The sequence below is a fragment of the Blastomonas sp. AAP25 genome (assembly GCF_001295965.1).
Classification (GTDB): Bacteria; Pseudomonadota; Alphaproteobacteria; order Sphingomonadales; family Sphingomonadaceae; genus Blastomonas; species Blastomonas fulva.
In genome coordinates, this window is the sequence record NZ_LJHP01000002.1 from 1 (window position 1) to 15,947 (window position 15,947).

A 15,947-nucleotide genomic window follows, 5' to 3' on the forward strand; every position below is an offset into this window, starting at 1 on the left:
TGGCCTCAATACCCGGCCCTATTGTTGAATTTTGAATGAAGGTTTGCCCCTCTCCCAACCCTCTCCCCTGAAGGGGAGAGGGCTAGAATGGTCAGGAAGCTTTTAGCTCGGAATAGGCCCAGTCGAGCCAGGGCCCCAGCGCCTCGATATCGGCGGTGTCGACCGTGGCGCCGCACCAGATGCGAAGGCCCGGAGGTGCATCGCGATACCCTGCGATGTCGAAGGCCGCGCCTTCCTTCTCGAGCAGTCCGGCAAAGGCCTTGATGAACGCCTCGTCCGCGCCTTCGACCGTCAGACAGACGCTGGTGGTCGAACGCGTCGCCGGATCGGGCGCGAGATGGCCCAGCCACGGCCGCGCCTGAACGATGGCGTCGAGCGCGGCGGCATTGGCGTTGCTGCGCGCAACCATGCCTTCGGCACCGCCGATGGACTTGCCCCATTCGAGCGCAAAGATCGCATCTTCGACCGCGAGCATCGAGGGGGTGTTGATCGTCTCGCCCTTGAACACGCCTTCTGCCAGCTTGCCCTTGGAAACCAGGCGGAACACCTTGGGCAGCGGCCAGGCCGGCGTGTAGCTTTCGAGCCGTTCGACCGCGCGCGGGCCGAGGATCAGCACGCCATGCGCGCCCTCGCCGCCCAATACTTTCTGCCAGCTAAAAGTGGCAACGTCGATCTTGTCCCAGGGCAGGTCGTAGGCAAACACCGCGCTGGTGGCGTCGGCGAAGCTCAGGCCTTCGCGGTCCTCGGCGATCCAGTCGCCATTGGGGACGCGCGCGCCCGAGGTGGTGCCGTTCCAGGTGAACAACACGTCGTTCGACCAGTCGACCGCGTCGAGATCGGGGATGTGGCCGTAATCGGCACGGATGATGGTGGGGTCGAGCTTGAGCTGCTTGGCGGCATCTGTGACCCAGCCTTCCCCAAAGCTTTCCCACGCAAGCGCGGTGACGGGGCGTGCGCCCAGCATCGTCCACATCGCCATTTCATAGGCGCCTGTGTCCGATCCGGGCACGATGCCGATGCGGTGGGTGTCGGGGAGCTTGAGCAGTTCGCGCATCAGGTCGATGCAATATTGCAGACGCGCCTTGCCGACCTTCGAGCGGTGCGAACGTCCCAGCGATTCGGTGGCAAGCGCTTGCGGCGACCAGCCTGGAGGCTTGGCGCAGGGGCCGGACGAGAAGTGCGGCCGAGCAGGCAGGGTAGCAGGTTTTGCGGCAAGCACATTGGTGCTCGCGCCAACAGTATCAGTCATGTAGTCTCTCCTTACAGAGAGCACGCGCGGCGTTGGGACCGCGTGGCCCGTCGACGGCCCTAGGGATGTATTGCACAACTGGCAATCACCAAATGGCGGACGGGTCCAGAATCACGCCGCCCCGTGCAACAAAGGCACAGGGCGGCGCGGGGGTCACTTCTTGAAAATTACCTTGCCGCGCTGCGACACCAGCAGCTTTTCCATCGTCACGGGATGGAAATAGGCCTCGACGTTCTGGCCCTCGGGGGTCACGCCATAGACTTCATAGCAGCCGCCATCGACCTTGGACTTCTTGACCTTCCAGCCGTCTTTGGTGAGCTTCGACTCGAGGTCGGTGCGGCTCTTCCAAGTCGACTGCGGGCCCGAGTCGCACTTCATCTTGCCGGTGGCCAGCGCCGCCGGGCTGGCAGCAAACTGCATTGCGGTGGCGGCGGCAAGTGCCATCATGGCCTGCGAAAACTTCATGGATTGTCCCTCTTCTCTTGACGTCAGCGCGTCATCGCCTGTGTGGCACGCCGCGCTGAACGCCGCTTGAACATAAGGATGATGCGAGCGGTTTCCAGGACGAGCAGCGGAACAAAATGCACCGCCATGCCCTTCCATTCTCCGTCGACATAAAACCAGTGGAGCGCGATCAGCAATGCCGCAGGATAGACCAGCCGCTGCAGCCGCTTCCAGTTGGCGCGCAGTGCGCGCTGCGCGGCGTTGTTGCTGGTCAGCGCCATGGCAATGAAGATGATCAGCGCGAGATACCCCGTCCAGATGCTGAAAATCAGCGCTTCTTCGGCGATCATTGCCCAATCGCCCATGTCATACAGGTAGAACGCCAGATGAAGCACGCCATAGCCGCACGCCGCCACGCCGAGCGCGCGCCGCCGCGACAGCAGCCAGTCCAGCCAGCCGCGCCGCCCGAGGATCGCACGCAGCGGGCTGACCATCATCGCAACGATCATCAGCCGGACCGAAAATTCGCCGCTGGGGTGGACGAGGTCGAACGCGGTCACCGGATCCTGCACGAACCCGATGATCATCGCGATCGCAGGGATGGCAAGCACCACCCAGAAGAGCTCGGGAATCTTCAGGATTCGCAGCATTGCGGACCTTCGTTGTTCGGGGCGGAAAGATGCCTCCGCCACCGCTAGACCCGTCTGCAATCCCTTGCAATGCCGGGGTTTCAATCCCTACCTGCTTGTTAACCATAGACGGCACGGCAGGGTTAAAGTTCATAGGGTAACATCGATCTCATGACCAACGCCGCCCCTCCCTTCAGCAACCCCGCAACCGGCAGCATGCTGCCCGGTGCGCAGGTTGATGGTGCCGGCGTGACGCCTGCCAGCCCGGGGACTGCAACCCCCGACCTTGCCACGCTGCTCGCGGGCAGCGGCCGTCCCCACAGCCGCCCGCGTTATCCTATGCGCAGGGCCGACCCGCGTTTTTGCGCCAGTTCAAGCTCGCCCGAAATGCAGCGCATGGCGCTGGTCGCGGCGCTGTCGGTGCTGATCGCCGGATGCAGCATGCTGCCTGAGGGTCGCGGCGTATCGCGCGCGCCCACACCGCAGATCGCGCGACCAGCAGCCCTCCCTGCCCCAAGCGTCGCCGACACCCGCCAGTGCATCAGCGCACTCACCCAGGCGCAGGTCCGCTTCACCCCCGTGCCCGATCAGGTGTTCGGCGCGGGCTGTTCGCAGCTGGGCAGCGTGCGGTTGTCGACGATTGCGCTCACCGACGCGCCGCGCGGACTGAACGAGCTGGCGATCAGCAACATCGGCCCCGTGCGCTGCGAGCTGGCCCAGCGATTTGCCGGCTGGGCGCAGTTCGGGATCGCGCGCGCGGCAGAGCAGATGCTGGGCAGCCCACTGGTGAAGATCGAGACGATGGGCAGCTATTCCTGCCGCAACATTGCAGGATCGGTCAAACTGTCGCAGCACGCACACGCCAACGCGATCGATATCGCCGCGTTCGTGCTTGCCGATGGCAGGCGCATCTCGGTCAAGCAGGGCTGGGCTGGCTCCAACCAGGAGCGCGCCTTCCTGCGCACCATCCACGCCAGCGCCTGCAAGCGCTTCGGCACGGTGCTGGGCCCGGACTATAATGCGGCGCATCAGGACCATCTTCATGTCGACATGAGCGGCCAAGGCTATTGCCGATAGCGCGCTGGCCCCTTAATTGCGGGCGATGACAAAGAAAGACCTGACCGAGCCGCGTTTTCGCCAAGCTGCCGAAGACGCCCGCACCGCCGACGCTGCGGTACACGACACCCCCCAGACCCAGGACCCCGCCTACCGGCTGGCCTTTGGCGATACCGACTTTCTGCTGCGGCAGGAGCTGCGCCCGGTTCGCTTCCAGCTGGAGCTGCTGAAGACCGAGATGCTGCTCGAAGAGGCTGGCATCGGCTCGACCCTGGTGATCTACGGTTCCGCGCGCATCCCCTCGCCCGACAAGACCGAAGGGCTGGTCGAGGCCGCGCGCACGCCGGAAGAAAAGACCGTTGCCGAGCGGCTGGTCGCCAAGGCGAAATATTATGACGAAGCGCGCAAGCTGGCCCAGCTGGCGAGCGAATGCGGCGTCGAAGAGGACGGCAAGCGCCAGTTCGTCGTCTGCTCGGGCGGTGGCCCCTCGATCATGGAAGCGGCCAACCGCGGCGCTGCCGATGTCGGCAAGGAATCGGTCGGGCTCAACATCGTGCTTCCGCACGAACAGGCGCCCAACCGTTTCGTTACCCCGCATCTGTCGTTCCAGTTCCACTATTTCGCACTGCGCAAGATGCACTTCCTGCTGCGCGCGCGCGCGGTCGCAGTGTTCCCCGGCGGCTTCGGCACCTTTGACGAATTCTTCGAGCTGCTCACCCTGATCCAGACCGGCAAGATGGCGCCGATCCCGATCATGCTGTTCGGCCGCGAGTTCTGGAACCGCGTGGTCAATTTCGAGGCGCTGGCCGAGGAAGGCGTGATCTCGCCGGGCAATCTGCAGCTCTTCAGCTTTGTCGAAACCGCCGATGAGGCATGGGACAAGATCCGGACGTTCTACGAACTGCCCTGCGGCTGAGAGCTGGACCGGGTTGAGGCATGATCGAAATCATTGCCCATAATCCCCTGTGGGAAAAGGACTTCATGGTGGAGCGGGAAGCCATCCGTTCCGCCATGGGCGAAAGTCTGATCACGCTGCACCATATCGGCAGCACCGCCATTCCCGGCATCCATGCCAAGCCGGTGATCGACATGCTGGCGGTGACAACGTCGCTGGACGCACTCGAAGAGGCTGCACCCGCGCTGGCCGCCCTTGGCTATCAGGCGATGGGGGCATACGGCATCGACGGGCGGCGGTATTTCCGCAAGGACGACGCATCCGGGCGCCGGACCCACCATCTGCATGGCTATGCGGCAGGGTCGGCGGATATCGAACGCCATCTGGCGTTCCGCGATTATCTGCGCGCACACCCAGATATTGCCGCGCAATATTCACTGCTTAAGCAGCGGCTTGTCGCCGGGGCTGAAGATTATATCGAAGGCAAGGCACCCTTTGTCCTGAAGACGCAGACCGATGCGCTTACCTGGTATCGCGGGCGTCCCCGCGCCTACTGACCCAGTTCGACGCTGCGCCTGGCTGCAGCCGCCATCGCCTCTGCCACCAGCCGATCGAGCGCATCGTCGGCGTCGAACACGTTGAGCGCGGCGCGGGTGGTGCCGCCAGGGCTTGCGACCCGCTCGGCAAGCTGCGCCGGGCTCTCGGGCGACTGATGGGCGAGTTCGGCCGATCCACGCACCATGGCAAGCGCGAAGCGCGACGCCTGATCGGCGGGCATGCCGAGCGCTTGCGCCCCCTTGCCCAGCGCATCGATGAATCGGAACAGATAGGCAGGCCCCGACCCACTGAGCGCGGTGACGAGGTGCATCTGCGATTCGTCGGTCAACCACTCGGCGCTGCCGAGCATGGCAAACAGCGCTTCCAGTTGCTCCTGCTCGGGCTGAGCCAGGGCTTCGGCGAACAAAGCGGTGACCGACTGGCCGATGCCGATCGCCATATTGGGCATGATCCGAGCGATCGCCCTGGTCTGCGGCACAGCGGAGCGCAGCGCGGTGATCTCAATTCCGGCGAGCATCGACACCAGCAATGTCTCCGACAGGTCGAGCGACGCAACTTGCGACGCGACATCGGGCAGCATCTGCGGCTTGATCCCCAGCAGCAGCCATTCGGGCGCGGAGATGCTGGCATCGATCGCGGTCAGGTGGCGGACGCCTTCGAGCGGGTCACGCGGTGACGGATCGACGATGGTGACGCTGGCCGGATCGAGCCCGCGCGCAAACCACCCGCGCAGCATCGCGCCGGCCATGTTGCCTGACCCAATGACGACCAGCGATTGGGGGAATAGCTTGGACAAGGCCCATCTCCATCTGCGCGAACGAATTGCTCAATCGTAACCCACGCGAACGCGGGAGGCCCGCTTCCTTGGCTACCGTCGCAAAAAGCGGGATCCCCGCTTGCGCGGGAATGACGGATCAGGGGGGCAAATGCCAGCCTCGAAACTGTTGCTGGCCTTGATGCCTCAAGCCTCGCCCTGGGTGTCGATCAGCGCGGCGGCCAGCGCTTCCTGCGGGGTCTTGTCGCCCCACAGGATGAACTGGAACACCGGATAGAAGCGGTCGCACTCGTCGATTGCCGCCTCGACCGCGAGCTGCGCCTGGTCGAGCCCCAGCATCGCGTCGCTACCCAGCATCATGCCGTTGCGATACAGCACCACGCCGCTGTTCGACCAGATGTCGAAATGGCCCAGCCACAATTGCTCGTTGATGAGCGCCAAGGCCTCGCAGATGACCGCGAACTTGTCGTCGGGAACGCGAATGTCCGGCATCGCGAGCAGCTGCAGGACATTGTCCTCGTGCCGCCAGATCGCGCGCAGCTGATAGCTGGTCCAGCTGCCCTTGACCTCGGTCAGCAGCTCGTCCTCGCCCACCATTTCGCACGGCCAGCCCCGCGCCTCGAACAGCGCGGCAAGCATGTCCACCGGGGCGGCTTCTTCCCGGTCCAGATCAAGCTGCTGTTCGTTCAAATGAATTTCCTTTCGCGCCCCTTGGCGCGCCTTTAAATTGCCGGGATGCGCGGCTGCGCGCAATGGCCGCTCGGGCCACTGCTACGCGTGATGTGGTGAAGTCTGTTCAAAAACTGTGGATAACGGAGCGTTAAACCGCGTTCAGGCGGCAGGGCCGGCGCCCTTGTTGGCCATTGCCGCTTCCAGCGCGTCGATCCGGGCCTTCAGGGCTTCGCTTTCCTCGCGCGCCTTGCTGGCCATTTCCTTCACCGCGTCGAACTCTTCACGGCTGACGAAATCGAGCCCGGCGATCCATTCGCGGGTCCGCTCGCGCGCGCTTTCCCCCGCCTCGCGGCTCATGCCTGCAACGGTTCCGGCCAGGCCGTTGATGAACTTTGCGAAATCGCCGCCAAATTCGGATTTGTTCTGCATGAAAGTCTCCATCGCAGGCGCATTGCGCCCCGGTTCAATTGTGATGCCATAGCATGTGGGTTGCGCCTGCACCAATCGCAAGCGCCCTTGATGAGGTCAGGGCGCGGGCGGGGCCAGCTGGATCCGCTGGGAATCGCGCGGCACGACCAGATTTTCCGCATTGGGGTTGAGCGTATCGATCTGCTTGTTGAGCACCGAGGCAAAGCACAGCCAGGCGAGATACGGCACCATCAGCCACGCCGCGAGCGGGCGTACCCGGCCAAACACGATCGTCGTCGCAAACGCCGCCACGAACACCGCCACCAGCAGATAGAACGCGCCGGTCACCTGATGCATCCCGAAGAAATAGATCGGCCAGGCAAGGTTGAGCGCCAGCTGGAAGAAGAACAAAAGCACCGCAAGCCCGCGCAATTTAGCCCCGCGTGCAGTGACGACGACGGTTACGGCGAGCCCCATCATCACGTACAGCACCGACCATGCCGCGCCGAACGCCCAGCCCGGCGGCTGCGCTTCGGGCTTCTGCAGCGCCTGGAACCACCGGTTGTCCTCACCCGATCCGGAAAAATCGCTGACGCCGAAGCCGAGCAGCACGACCAGCGGGACAAACAGCAGGGCCCAGCGCAAAAAGCCGAGACGAAGCTGCATGGGCGAGGCGATTTCATTCATCGAAGCGGAGTCTCCTGCCCTTTTCAGGGGTTTACCTGCATCGGCATATCGGATTCATTTGCGCCGCGCCAGCGGGGTTTACCATGCAAATGCGTACCGCTTCGGGTCAGCAGCTGCGTCCTTTTTGTGCCGCGACCAGAAATTCCACGTTGCCACTTGGCCCTGTAATCGGGCTTTGCGTCAGGCCGGTGACTGGCCAGTCGATGCTATCGAGCCATTGCATTACCCGGTCGCACACCGCGGCGTGCAGCGCGGGATCGCGCACCACCCCGCCCTTGCCGATCTGGTCGCGCCCCACCTCGAACTGCGGCTTGATCAGCGCGACCAGCCACGCGCCCGGGCGCGCAAAGGATATCGGCACTGGCAGCACCTTGTCGAGCGCGATGAAACTGGCGTCGCACACCACGATGTCGATGGGCTGTGTAATATGGGCATCGCTCAGGATTCGCGCGCTGGTCTGTTCGTGCACGGTGACGCGCGGGTCCTGCCGCAGCTTCCAGGCGAGCTGGTTGGTGCCGCTGTCGACCGCGAACACATGTGCGGCGCCGCGGGTCAGCAGCACATCGGTGAAACCGCCGGTGGACGAGCCGACGTCGATTCCGGTCATGCCGGTGACGTCGATGCCGAAATGGTCGAGCGCGTGCGCCAGCTTGATGCCGCCACGCGACACCCAGGGATGGTCGCGCCCGCGCACCTCGACAGGCGCATCGGTGGCCAGCGTCTCGCCCGCCTTGGCAACCTTGCGCTCGCCTGCGAACACCAGCCCCGCCAGGATCAGCGCCTGCGCGCGTGCGCGGCTTTCGACCAGCCCGCGCTCGACCAGCAGCTGGTCGATGCGCAGCTTGGGCGCCTTGGCCGAAGCCTTTTTGTCGGGTGCGGAATGGGGGGGATGATCGGGCATGGCAGCCTGCCATACCGGCAGTACCTTGCTTTTGCGAGCGGCAGATAGTGACGCCAAAAAAAATGAATTACAAGTCTTGCTGTGAACCCCGGGATGATTCACAACAGTCATGCAAGGTATACAGATCGTCAGAAGCGCGGGAGTTTCCGGGTTTTTGCGAATGGCCCTTCACTTGGTTTTCAACATAGCGAAAGGAGGTGATCCGATGTCTCATGGTTCAGCAAAGGGGTCGGTCAAGTCCATTCGGAGTGTTCGCGGCTAACAGCCTTCTGCCCAATGGTCTGGGCAGGCGCTTGTTAAAGCGCGAGATACACTTCGAAGGCGGCACTTCCGGCCGCTGACCATGTGATGGGCCGCGCAGGGGGCTGTGATCCCCGGCGGCCCCTCTCATATTTTGAGCTTCGACGATCCTTACCGATGGCCAGCTTGAGCGTCAGGGACGCAGCGGCCCCTCCGATCGCTCCTCACCTCAGAATATATCCGACGCTATCGGGTTTTCCCGTCACCCCCGCGAACGCGAGGGTCCCGCTATTGCGCGGATGTCACGCAGAAGCGGGATTCCCGCGTGCGCGGGAATGACGATGGAAGTGAATTAACCCTCAGCCCAACTTCTGTGCAACCAGCGCCTTCAGGTCGGCGGCCGAGCGTGCGCCGAAATGCGAGATGATTTCGGCCGCGGCGATCGCGCCCATCCGCAAGGACGTTTCCACGTCCTTGCCCTGCGCCTGACCGGCAAGGAAACCGGCGGCGAACAGGTCCCCCGCGCCGGTGGTGTCGACCACCTTGTCGATCGGCTCGGCAGGCACGGCAAAACGCGCACCTTCATGCACCGCGATCGCGCCAAGCTCGCTGCGGGTAACGACCAGAGTCGGCAGCTTGGCAGAGATCGCGGCGACGGCGCCGTCAAAGTCGTCGATTTGCGCCAGCGAGCAGATTTCCGCCTCGTTGGCGAACAGGATGTCGATCTGGCCCTTGTCGAGCAAATCGAGGAAGTCGGCGCGGTGGCGATCGATGACGAACGCGTCGGACAGCGTGAAGGCGACTTTGCGACCTGCCGACCGTGCAGCATCAATGGCGGCACGCATCGCGGCGCGCGGCTCTTCGGGATCCCACAGATAGCCTTCGAGATACAGAACCGCGGCATCGGCAATCATCTTGGGGTCGAGCGCGCTGGCGGGCAGGAACTGCGAGGCGCCAAGGAAGGTGTTCATCGTGCGCTGGCCATCGGGGGTGACCAGGATCAGGCAGCGCGCGGTCGGGGTGTCGTCGCCGGCGCGCACGGGGGTCGCATAATCGATGCCCAGCGCGCGAACGTCGTGCGCGAACACTTCGCCCAGCTGGTCGTCGGCGACCTGGCCGATGAACGCGCACTTGCAGCCCATTCCGGCAAGACCCGCGAGCGTGTTGGCAGCCGAGCCGCCGCTGATTTCCTGCGCCGGGCCCATCGCCGCGTAGAGAGAGGTCGCGCGATCGGCGTCGATCAGCATCATGCCGCCCTTGGTCAGGCCTTCATTGGCGAGCAGGGCATCGTCGGCGGGGGCCATGACATCGACAATGGCGTTACCGATGGCGAGGACATCAAAACGGGGGCTGGTCATTTCGGGCAGGACTTTCTGATGGCGCGCCCCAGGGACGAGGCAGCGCGGAATGTTGCCGCGCGGCCTATCGGCTTGCACCTGCAGGTTCAAGCCCATTTGCGCGCAATTGACCCGGAAGCCGAATTGCCCGACACGATAGGCGCATGCTGACCGCCTTCTTCAAGAGCCTGGCGCAACTGGGCGATCGCGCCATCCTGGGCGCGCTGGCGTGGACGCTCGCGCTGGCCGCGCTGATCTTCGCGCTGACCGGCTGGGGGTTGTGGCAGGGTCTGGCCTGGGCAATGGCCAGCTATGGCGGGCCGCTGTCCGGCTATGCCGAATGGACCGGAGTGCTGGCAGTGGTCGCCACCATCATCGCCTTCTGGTTCTGGTGGCGCGTCGTGGCGATTGCGGTGCTGCAGCTGTTCGCCGACCGCATCGTCATCGCGGTCGAACGCAAACATTACCCGCAGGCTGCCGCCAGCGCGCGCGATCTGCCCTGGGGGCCGTCGCTGGCAATGGCGCTGCGCTCGCTGGGTCGGGCGCTGCTGTACAACGCGATCGCGTTGCCCTTCGCGCTGGTGTTGCTGTTCACCGGCGTGGGTGCGCCGATGCTGTTCCTTGGCGTGAACGCGGTTCTGGTCGGGCGCGACCTAGACGAGATGGTTTCCGCACGGCATCCGGGGCTGGCGGCAGAGCCCTCGCCCCGGACCAGCCGTTTCGTGCTTGGGCTGATTGCCAATCTGCTGCTGCTCGTCCCCTTGGTCAATCTGTTCGCACCGATTATAGCCGCGGCGATGGCCACGCATCTTTTTCACCAGCGCCGGGCCTGAAGGGGCGACACCGATGAACCGCATTTTGGCGATTGCCGCGCTGACGCTGGGGCTGGCTGCCTGTGCCGCGCCGCAAAAGGTCACCAGCCCGGCCCGACCCGCGATCCCGGCGCGCAGTACGACGCTGTCCGGCAAGGGGCTCGAGGCGGTGCTGGGCAAATCCGCGCGCGATCTGGAGCGTATGTTCGGCACGCCGCGGCTCGATGTCCGCGAATTCGATGCGCGCAAGCTGCAGTTCGTCGGCAGCGCCTGCGTGCTCGACGCATTTCTCTATCCTGAAGGCGCAGGCGGCGCGCAGGTGGTCACCTATATCGATGCGCGGCGCAGCGACGGCCAGTCGGTTGACCGCGCCGCGTGCGTGGATGCTTTGAAGAAGTAGCCTTCGTCATTCCCGCGAACGCGGGAACCCCGCTTGTTCGCCACCGCTAGAAAAAGAATCGGGACCTCCGCCTGCGCGCGGTTGACGAGAAGATCAAAACACCGCCTTGGCACTCTTCTCTTCCATCATCGCGGCGCGCACCATCGGCACCGGCGGGCCGCCATAAGAGAGGAACGCATCGTGGAACGCCTTCCACGCATCGCGCCCGCCCTTGCCGGCAGTCCAGTCGGCGCGCAGCTTGCGGATCATCAGCTTGCCCAGCGTATAGTTGAGATAGCCCGGGTCATAGGTGCCGCGCAGCGCCTGCTGGCGCGCATTGCCTTCGTCGATATAGCATTGCTCGCGGAACATGGTCAGCGACTGCTCGACCGTCATGCCGCCGGTGTGCAGCCCGATCGCGGAGAGATAGCGGCAGTTGCGCAGCAGCGCGTTGGCAAGCTGGCCAATATGGACTTCGGGATCGCCCTTGCCCAGGCCCGCTTCCCACATCATCTCCTCGGTATAATGCGCCCAGCCCTCGGCATAGGCATAGCCCACGAACAGTCGCCCGAAGAAGGATTTGGCGCGGTTGGCATGGAGGAAGTTGAGGAAGTGGCCCGGCCACACCTCGTGCACGCTGGTGAACAGCAGGTCCTTTTTGGGCGGGATGTATTCGGCCTGCACCTCGGGCGCCCATGATGGATCGGGCGGCGAGATGTAATAGACCGACGGCAGGCCTTTCTCGTAAGGCCCTGGAATATCGATATAGGCCGAATTCTGGCGGTTGTACGGCGGTGATTCCTCGACCTTCGCCTCTTCGGTCCCCGGAATCGAGACCAGATCCTTGTCGACCAGGAACGCGCGCAGTTCGGGCAACTGCCGACGCGCTTCGGCCACCGGGCCGTCCTCGGGCTTGTCGAGCGACAGCTTCGCCATGCAATCGGCCATCGTCGCGCCAGGGGCGAACTGCGCGCAGGCGGTCGCCAGCGCGTCCTGATTGCGCTTGAGGTCGGCCTCGCCGATCGCCTTCAGTTCGCTGATCGGAAGGTCGACCATTTCGGTCGCGACCAGCATCTGCGAAAACAGCTCGCTGCCCAGCGCATAGCCGACCTTTGCGGTGGTCTTCTCGGCCTTCAACCAGTCGGCCAGGCCCTGCATCGCCTTGCTCGCCTCGGCGGTGGCGGATTCGAGATCGGCGCGGATCGCATCGTCGCTGACATCGGCAAAGGCGGCGCGGGCATCGCTGGTGAAGAAGGTGGCATAGCCGCCGAACGCATTGACCCCATAGTCGATCGCATAGGGGTCGAGCGGGGTCTTCAGGTTGGCGCGAATCTGCTCTGCCGCCTTGGGCACACTGCGGGCATAGGCGATGAACGCCTTGGCGCGAGTGTCGACATCAGCATAGGGCCGCGTGACATAGACCGAAGGGTCGAGCGTTCCGGTGTAGAACGCCGGGTTGCGGTGCGGCCAGTCCGCCTGCTTGAGCCAGAACAGCTTTCCGCGCACCACCGCGATCAGATAATCGCGTTCGAACCGGTGATCGTCGGCAAGACTGGCCGGGTCCATCCCCTGCGACTCCGCCAGCGTCTTTTCCAGGAACGCGATCTGGTCGGCGAGCCCCTTTTCGGACCAGTCGGGCAGCTTGCCATCGAATTCGTGCCGCCCCTGATAGACCGCGAAATCCGGATTGCGCGGAAAATACCCGGTGAGGAAGATGTCGACAAACTTGCCCCACTCGGATGCGGTGTCGATGCCCGTGGTCTGTTCGGAGGCGGCGGGCTGATCCGACGGAGCAACGCTGCACGCGGTCGCCATCACGGCGAGCGATGCGGCAGCGAGGAGCTTTTTCGACCAGTTCATACGCGACCCTTTGATGGGAGTTCAGACTTGGAAAATCCTCCACTGCAAGGGGAGCATTTTTCGTCGTGATGCTACATTGCTGACACCAAGCGCCAGGCTTGGGAAGAGGCATTCTTTCGCAACTGCACAACATCCATCGCACACAGCTGCAAGTTCATCTTGCTTGCCGCCTGCCCCGCGCTGGCTTACCGGACGGCCATGGACAATCCCGCCGCCCCTCACCCGTTCACCATCGCCAATTATCGCGCCTATTGGCTGACCCGGCTGGCGTCGATGCTGGCGCTGTATTGCATGATGCTGATCGTCGGCTGGCAGGCGTACAACATCGCGCGCGAAACGATGGACATCGCATCGAGCTCGGCGCGGCTGGGGATGATCGGGCTGCTGCAGTTCGCGCCGCTGTTCGTGCTGACCCCGCTTGTCGGCTGGATCGCGGACCGGATGGACCGGCGCTTTGTCGCGCGCACCGTGCTGCTGTGCCAGGCCGGTATCGCCGCGACTTTGGCGTGGACCACGGCGAACGACCTGATCAGCCTGCCGATCCTCTACATGATCGCCGCGCTGCTGGGCACGGCGCGCGCGTTTCTGGGCCCATCGCTGAGCGCGCTCGCGCCCAATCTGGTGCCCAAGGCGTCGCTGCCCACCGCCATCGCGCTCTCGTCGATCGCCTGGCAATCGGGGATGCTGGTGGGCCCGGCGATGGCGGGCCCGCTCTACGCGATCCGCCCCGACCTGCCCTATATCGTCAGCGCCTGTCTCTACACGCTGGCGGCGGTGGCGATGATGACCGTCGGCGAGGTGCCGCGCACGATCATGGCCAAGGGCAAGGGGCCGATCGCGCAGATCATCGATGGCATGGCCTATGTTGGCCAGAACAAGCTCGTGCTGGGCGTGATCACGCTCGATCTGTTCGCAGTGTTCCTCGCAGGCTCGACCGCGCTGCTGCCGGTCTTTGCGCGCGACATCCTCAAGGTTGGCGAGCAGGGATTGTCGCTGCTGGCATCGGCGCCTGCGGCAGGTGCGGCGCTGGTCGCGCTGGTGTTTTCCTTCCGCCCGATCCGCACCAATGTCGGCAACAAGATGCTGGCGAGCGTCTTCCTGTTCGGGTTGGTGACGATCGTTTTCGGTTTCAGCAAGATTCTGATCGTCTCGATGGCGTGCCTGTTCGTCGCGGGCGCGGCCGACATGTTCAGCGTGTATGTCCGCCAGTCGCTGATCCAGCTGAACACGCCCGACGACAAGCGCGGCCGCGTTTCTGCGGTGTCGCTGCTCACCGTGTCGGCTTCGAACGAGCTGGGCGATGCGTTCTCGGGCATGCTCGCCTGGCTGATCGGCCCCGTCGCGGCGGTTGTGGCGGGCGGCGGCGGTGCTATAGTCATCACCGCGCTGTGGGCCCGGCTGTTTCCGCAGATCGGTGCAGCGCGCAGCTTCGATCCTGCCGAGGAAGAAGCCCACTCCCAATCCCATGCGCCCGAACAACCGGCGCCCTCTGCAGGAGAGACCATATCATGATCGCATCGAGCATCCTCGAGACCATCGGCAAGACCCCGCACGTCCGCATCAACCGGCTGTTCGGCGACGCGAAAGTCTGGATCAAGTCGGAGCGGACCAATCCGGGCGGATCGATCAAGGACCGCATCGCGCTCGCCATGATCGAGGCGGCCGAGGCCGACGGTTCGCTGCAGCCCGGCGGCACGATTATCGAGCCGACATCGGGCAACACCGGCGTCGGGCTGGCGATGGTCGCCGCGGTCAAGGGCTACAGGCTTGTGCTCGTGATGCCCGAGAGCATGTCGATCGAGCGGCGGCGGCTGATGCTGGCCTATGGCGCGACCTTCGATCTGACCCCGCGCGAAAAGGGCATGAAGGGCGCGATCGAGCGTGCACAGGAACTGGTCGATGCGACGCCGGGATCGTGGATGCCGCAGCAGTTCGAGAACCCCGCCAACATCGCGGTGCATGTCCGCACCACCGCGCTCGAGATACTCGCCGATTTCGCGGATTCGCCGATCGATGCGCTGATCACCGGGGTGGGCACCGGCGGCCACATCACCGGCTGTGCCGAAGAGCTCAAGAAGCACTGGCCGAGCCTGAAGGTTTATGCGGTAGAGCCGACGCTGTCGCCGGTGATCTCGGGCGGCCAGCCCGGCCCGCACCCCATCCAGGGCATCGGCGCGGGATTCATCCCGGGCAACCTGCACACCAAGCTGATCGATGGCGTGATCCAGGTGGATCCTGCCGATGCCAAGCAGATGGCACGCCGGTCCGCGAGCGAGGAAGGGATGCTGGTTGGAATCTCTTCGGGCGCAACATTGGCGGCGATCGCGCAGAAGCTGCCCGAACTGCCTGCTGGTTCGCGGGTGATGGGTTTCAATTACGACACTGGCGAGCGCTACCTGTCGGTGCCCGATTTCCTGCCGGAGTAATTTGCGCTCACGGGCAGAGCGCTCTTCAACCCAATCATCATCACCCCCGCGAACGCGGGTGTGACGACGCTATCAAGTCCAACAACGCCAAAAGGCCGGGAGAATGCTCTCCCGGCCTTCGGTTGCGACCCTTAAGGGCTGTTGGTTACTCCGCGGCTTCCATCGGATCAGCCTTGTCGGGCTGGCCGTCGCCATCGGTATCCCATGCGTCGGCCTTGCCGTCGCCGTTACGATCCCAGGCGTCCATCTTGCCGTCGCCGTTCGAATCCAGCGTTGCGGGCGGTGCCTGCTCAGCGGTTGCGGGGGCTTCGGTTGCCGGAGCTTCGGTCGGGGCCGGGGTTTCGGGCGCCATGTCCTGGGCCAGGGCGGGGGTTGCTGCCAGTGCGCCAGCGGCAATCAGGGTTCCAAAAATAGTGTTCTTCATGAGTTCTTCTCCTCGTGATGCGACCCCTCGGCAGGGTCTTAAGATGTTGTGGAGGGCCATCTTCGCTCCGCAGCATCAACGAGGAAGCAGGGCAGCTGTTCCTGCACCAACCGAGGCCGGATGACGCACAAGGACAGGTTCCGGCGGCCCAGCGCAAATTTGTGTCTGCCCGGCGCGCGACCAGAGAGAAGGCTG

The 15,947-nt window shown here is 64.3% G+C and carries 18 protein-coding genes; 7 read left to right on the plus strand and 11 right to left on the minus strand.

The window, feature by feature from the left end; genetic code table 11:
* Nucleotides 1–91: 91 nt before the first annotated feature.
* From IP68_RS01760 to IP68_RS01770, 3 genes are all read right to left on the minus strand, one after another.
* Nucleotides 92–1,249 (minus strand): phosphoserine transaminase, encoded by a 1,158-nt coding sequence (locus IP68_RS01760; protein ID WP_054133259.1) that lies wholly within the window; start codon nucleotides 1,247–1,249, stop codon nucleotides 92–94.
* Between the two features lie 153 nt (nucleotides 1,250–1,402).
* Nucleotides 1,403–1,714: a PepSY domain-containing protein gene (locus IP68_RS01765; RefSeq protein ID WP_231683617.1), complete on the minus strand. Its 312-nt coding sequence runs from the start codon at nucleotides 1,712–1,714 to the stop codon at nucleotides 1,403–1,405.
* 23 nt (nucleotides 1,715–1,737) lie between these two features.
* The gene (locus IP68_RS01770; RefSeq protein WP_054133260.1) at nucleotides 1,738–2,343 is read right to left on the minus strand and encodes a sulfite oxidase heme-binding subunit YedZ; all 606 of its coding nucleotides are present in this window, start codon (nucleotides 2,341–2,343) and stop codon (nucleotides 1,738–1,740) included.
* Between the two features lie 150 nt (nucleotides 2,344–2,493).
* Between IP68_RS01770 and IP68_RS01775 the strand changes: the two genes are divergently transcribed.
* The 3 genes from IP68_RS01775 to IP68_RS01785 are packed head-to-tail and all read left to right on the plus strand — an operon-like array spanning nucleotide 2,494 to nucleotide 4,830.
* Complete coding sequence (locus IP68_RS01775) at nucleotides 2,494–3,399, plus strand: extensin family protein (protein ID WP_369814813.1); 906 nt, start codon at nucleotides 2,494–2,496, stop codon at nucleotides 3,397–3,399.
* 25 nt (nucleotides 3,400–3,424) lie between these two features.
* The gene (locus IP68_RS01780) at nucleotides 3,425–4,294 is read left to right on the plus strand and encodes an LOG family protein (protein WP_054133261.1); all 870 of its coding nucleotides are present in this window, start codon (nucleotides 3,425–3,427) and stop codon (nucleotides 4,292–4,294) included.
* A gap of 20 nt (nucleotides 4,295–4,314) precedes the next feature.
* Nucleotides 4,315–4,830, plus strand: a complete 516-nt coding sequence (locus IP68_RS01785) for a GrpB family protein (RefSeq protein WP_054133262.1) — start codon at nucleotides 4,315–4,317, stop codon at nucleotides 4,828–4,830.
* Here the strand turns inward: IP68_RS01785 and proC are convergent.
* The 6 genes from proC to IP68_RS01815 form a co-directional block, all read right to left on the minus strand.
* Entirely contained in the window at nucleotides 4,824–5,627 is an 804-nt protein-coding gene (gene proC, locus IP68_RS01790) for a pyrroline-5-carboxylate reductase (RefSeq protein ID WP_082382056.1), read from the minus strand. The two genes, IP68_RS01785 and proC, sit on opposite strands and share 7 nt — an antisense overlap.
* A gap of 165 nt (nucleotides 5,628–5,792) precedes the next feature.
* On the minus strand, nucleotides 5,793–6,245 hold the full coding sequence (locus IP68_RS01795; RefSeq protein WP_054133653.1) for a YbjN domain-containing protein: 453 nt from the start codon (nucleotides 6,243–6,245) through the stop codon (nucleotides 5,793–5,795).
* A gap of 192 nt (nucleotides 6,246–6,437) precedes the next feature.
* Nucleotides 6,438–6,707: an accessory factor UbiK family protein gene (locus tag IP68_RS01800; RefSeq protein ID WP_054133654.1), complete on the minus strand. Its 270-nt coding sequence runs from the start codon at nucleotides 6,705–6,707 to the stop codon at nucleotides 6,438–6,440.
* Between the two features lie 96 nt (nucleotides 6,708–6,803).
* Complete coding sequence (locus tag IP68_RS01805) at nucleotides 6,804–7,373, minus strand: TspO/MBR family protein (protein WP_054133264.1); 570 nt, start codon at nucleotides 7,371–7,373, stop codon at nucleotides 6,804–6,806.
* A 106-nt stretch (nucleotides 7,374–7,479) separates the two neighbouring features.
* Nucleotides 7,480–8,274, minus strand: a complete 795-nt coding sequence (locus tag IP68_RS01810) for a TlyA family RNA methyltransferase (protein WP_054133265.1) — start codon at nucleotides 8,272–8,274, stop codon at nucleotides 7,480–7,482.
* Nucleotides 8,275–8,873: 599 nt separating this feature from the next.
* Complete coding sequence (locus tag IP68_RS01815) at nucleotides 8,874–9,872, minus strand: adenosine kinase (RefSeq protein ID WP_054133655.1); 999 nt, start codon at nucleotides 9,870–9,872, stop codon at nucleotides 8,874–8,876.
* 143 nt (nucleotides 9,873–10,015) lie between these two features.
* Here IP68_RS01815 and IP68_RS01820 point away from each other — a divergent pair, with 143 nt between their 5' ends.
* Together IP68_RS01820 and IP68_RS01825 are read left to right on the plus strand one after the other, a co-directional pair.
* Nucleotides 10,016–10,684, plus strand: coding sequence for an EI24 domain-containing protein (locus IP68_RS01820; RefSeq protein WP_054133266.1), 669 nt, complete (start codon nucleotides 10,016–10,018; stop codon nucleotides 10,682–10,684).
* Nucleotides 10,685–10,697: 13 nt separating this feature from the next.
* Nucleotides 10,698–11,063 carry a hypothetical protein gene (locus IP68_RS01825; RefSeq protein ID WP_054133267.1) on the plus strand — a complete coding sequence of 122 codons (366 nt, stop codon included), beginning with the start codon at nucleotides 10,698–10,700 and terminating at the stop codon, nucleotides 11,061–11,063.
* A 93-nt stretch (nucleotides 11,064–11,156) separates the two neighbouring features.
* Here IP68_RS01825 and IP68_RS01830 read toward each other — a convergent pair whose 3' ends face one another.
* Nucleotides 11,157–12,902 carry a DUF885 domain-containing protein gene (locus IP68_RS01830; protein WP_054133268.1) on the minus strand — a complete coding sequence of 582 codons (1,746 nt, stop codon included), beginning with the start codon at nucleotides 12,900–12,902 and terminating at the stop codon, nucleotides 11,157–11,159.
* 198 nt (nucleotides 12,903–13,100) lie between these two features.
* On the opposite strand from IP68_RS01830, the gene IP68_RS01835 reads away from it, so the two are divergent.
* Together IP68_RS01835 and cysK are read left to right on the plus strand one after the other, a co-directional pair.
* Complete coding sequence (locus tag IP68_RS01835; RefSeq protein ID WP_054133269.1) at nucleotides 13,101–14,414, plus strand: MFS transporter; 1,314 nt, start codon at nucleotides 13,101–13,103, stop codon at nucleotides 14,412–14,414.
* Nucleotides 14,411–15,328, plus strand: a complete 918-nt coding sequence (gene cysK / locus IP68_RS01840; RefSeq protein WP_054133270.1) for a cysteine synthase A — start codon at nucleotides 14,411–14,413, stop codon at nucleotides 15,326–15,328. Before IP68_RS01835 ends, cysK begins: the two co-directional genes overlap by 4 nt.
* Nucleotides 15,329–15,473: 145 nt before the next feature.
* Here the strand turns inward: cysK and IP68_RS01845 are convergent, their stop codons facing one another.
* Nucleotides 15,474–15,752 (minus strand): hypothetical protein, encoded by a 279-nt coding sequence (locus IP68_RS01845; RefSeq protein WP_054133271.1) that lies wholly within the window; start codon nucleotides 15,750–15,752, stop codon nucleotides 15,474–15,476.
* Nucleotides 15,753–15,947: the final 195 nt, after the last annotated feature.

Excerpts from the sequence above, each read along its gene's own strand:
- IP68_RS01780 (WP_054133261.1), top strand. The coding sequence starts at position 3,425 with ATGACAAAGAAAGACCTGACCGAGCCGCGTTTTCGCCAAGCTGCCGAA.
- IP68_RS01765 (WP_231683617.1), bottom strand. The coding sequence starts at position 1,714 with ATGAAGTTTTCGCAGGCCATGATGGCACTTGCCGCCGCCACCGCAATG.
- IP68_RS01825 (WP_054133267.1), top strand. The coding sequence starts at position 10,698 with ATGAACCGCATTTTGGCGATTGCCGCGCTGACGCTGGGGCTGGCTGCC.
- IP68_RS01760 (WP_054133259.1), bottom strand. The coding sequence starts at position 1,249 with ATGACTGATACTGTTGGCGCGAGCACCAATGTGCTTGCCGCAAAACCT.
- IP68_RS01770 (WP_054133260.1), bottom strand. The coding sequence starts at position 2,343 with ATGCTGCGAATCCTGAAGATTCCCGAGCTCTTCTGGGTGGTGCTTGCC.
- IP68_RS01820 (WP_054133266.1), top strand. The coding sequence starts at position 10,016 with ATGCTGACCGCCTTCTTCAAGAGCCTGGCGCAACTGGGCGATCGCGCC.
- IP68_RS01805 (WP_054133264.1), bottom strand. The coding sequence starts at position 7,373 with ATGAATGAAATCGCCTCGCCCATGCAGCTTCGTCTCGGCTTTTTGCGC.
- IP68_RS01775 (WP_369814813.1), top strand. The coding sequence starts at position 2,494 with ATGACCAACGCCGCCCCTCCCTTCAGCAACCCCGCAACCGGCAGCATG.
- IP68_RS01785 (WP_054133262.1), top strand. The coding sequence starts at position 4,315 with ATGATCGAAATCATTGCCCATAATCCCCTGTGGGAAAAGGACTTCATG.
- IP68_RS01795 (WP_054133653.1), bottom strand. The coding sequence starts at position 6,245 with ATGCTTGCCGCGCTGTTCGAGGCGCGGGGCTGGCCGTGCGAAATGGTG.
- IP68_RS01810 (WP_054133265.1), bottom strand. The coding sequence starts at position 8,274 with ATGCCCGATCATCCCCCCCATTCCGCACCCGACAAAAAGGCTTCGGCC.
- IP68_RS01830 (WP_054133268.1), bottom strand. The coding sequence starts at position 12,902 with ATGAACTGGTCGAAAAAGCTCCTCGCTGCCGCATCGCTCGCCGTGATG.
- cysK (WP_054133270.1), top strand. The coding sequence starts at position 14,411 with ATGATCGCATCGAGCATCCTCGAGACCATCGGCAAGACCCCGCACGTC.
- IP68_RS01845 (WP_054133271.1), bottom strand. The coding sequence starts at position 15,752 with ATGAAGAACACTATTTTTGGAACCCTGATTGCCGCTGGCGCACTGGCA.
- IP68_RS01835 (WP_054133269.1), top strand. The coding sequence starts at position 13,101 with ATGGACAATCCCGCCGCCCCTCACCCGTTCACCATCGCCAATTATCGC.
- IP68_RS01800 (WP_054133654.1), bottom strand. The coding sequence starts at position 6,707 with ATGCAGAACAAATCCGAATTTGGCGGCGATTTCGCAAAGTTCATCAAC.
- IP68_RS01815 (WP_054133655.1), bottom strand. The coding sequence starts at position 9,872 with ATGACCAGCCCCCGTTTTGATGTCCTCGCCATCGGTAACGCCATTGTC.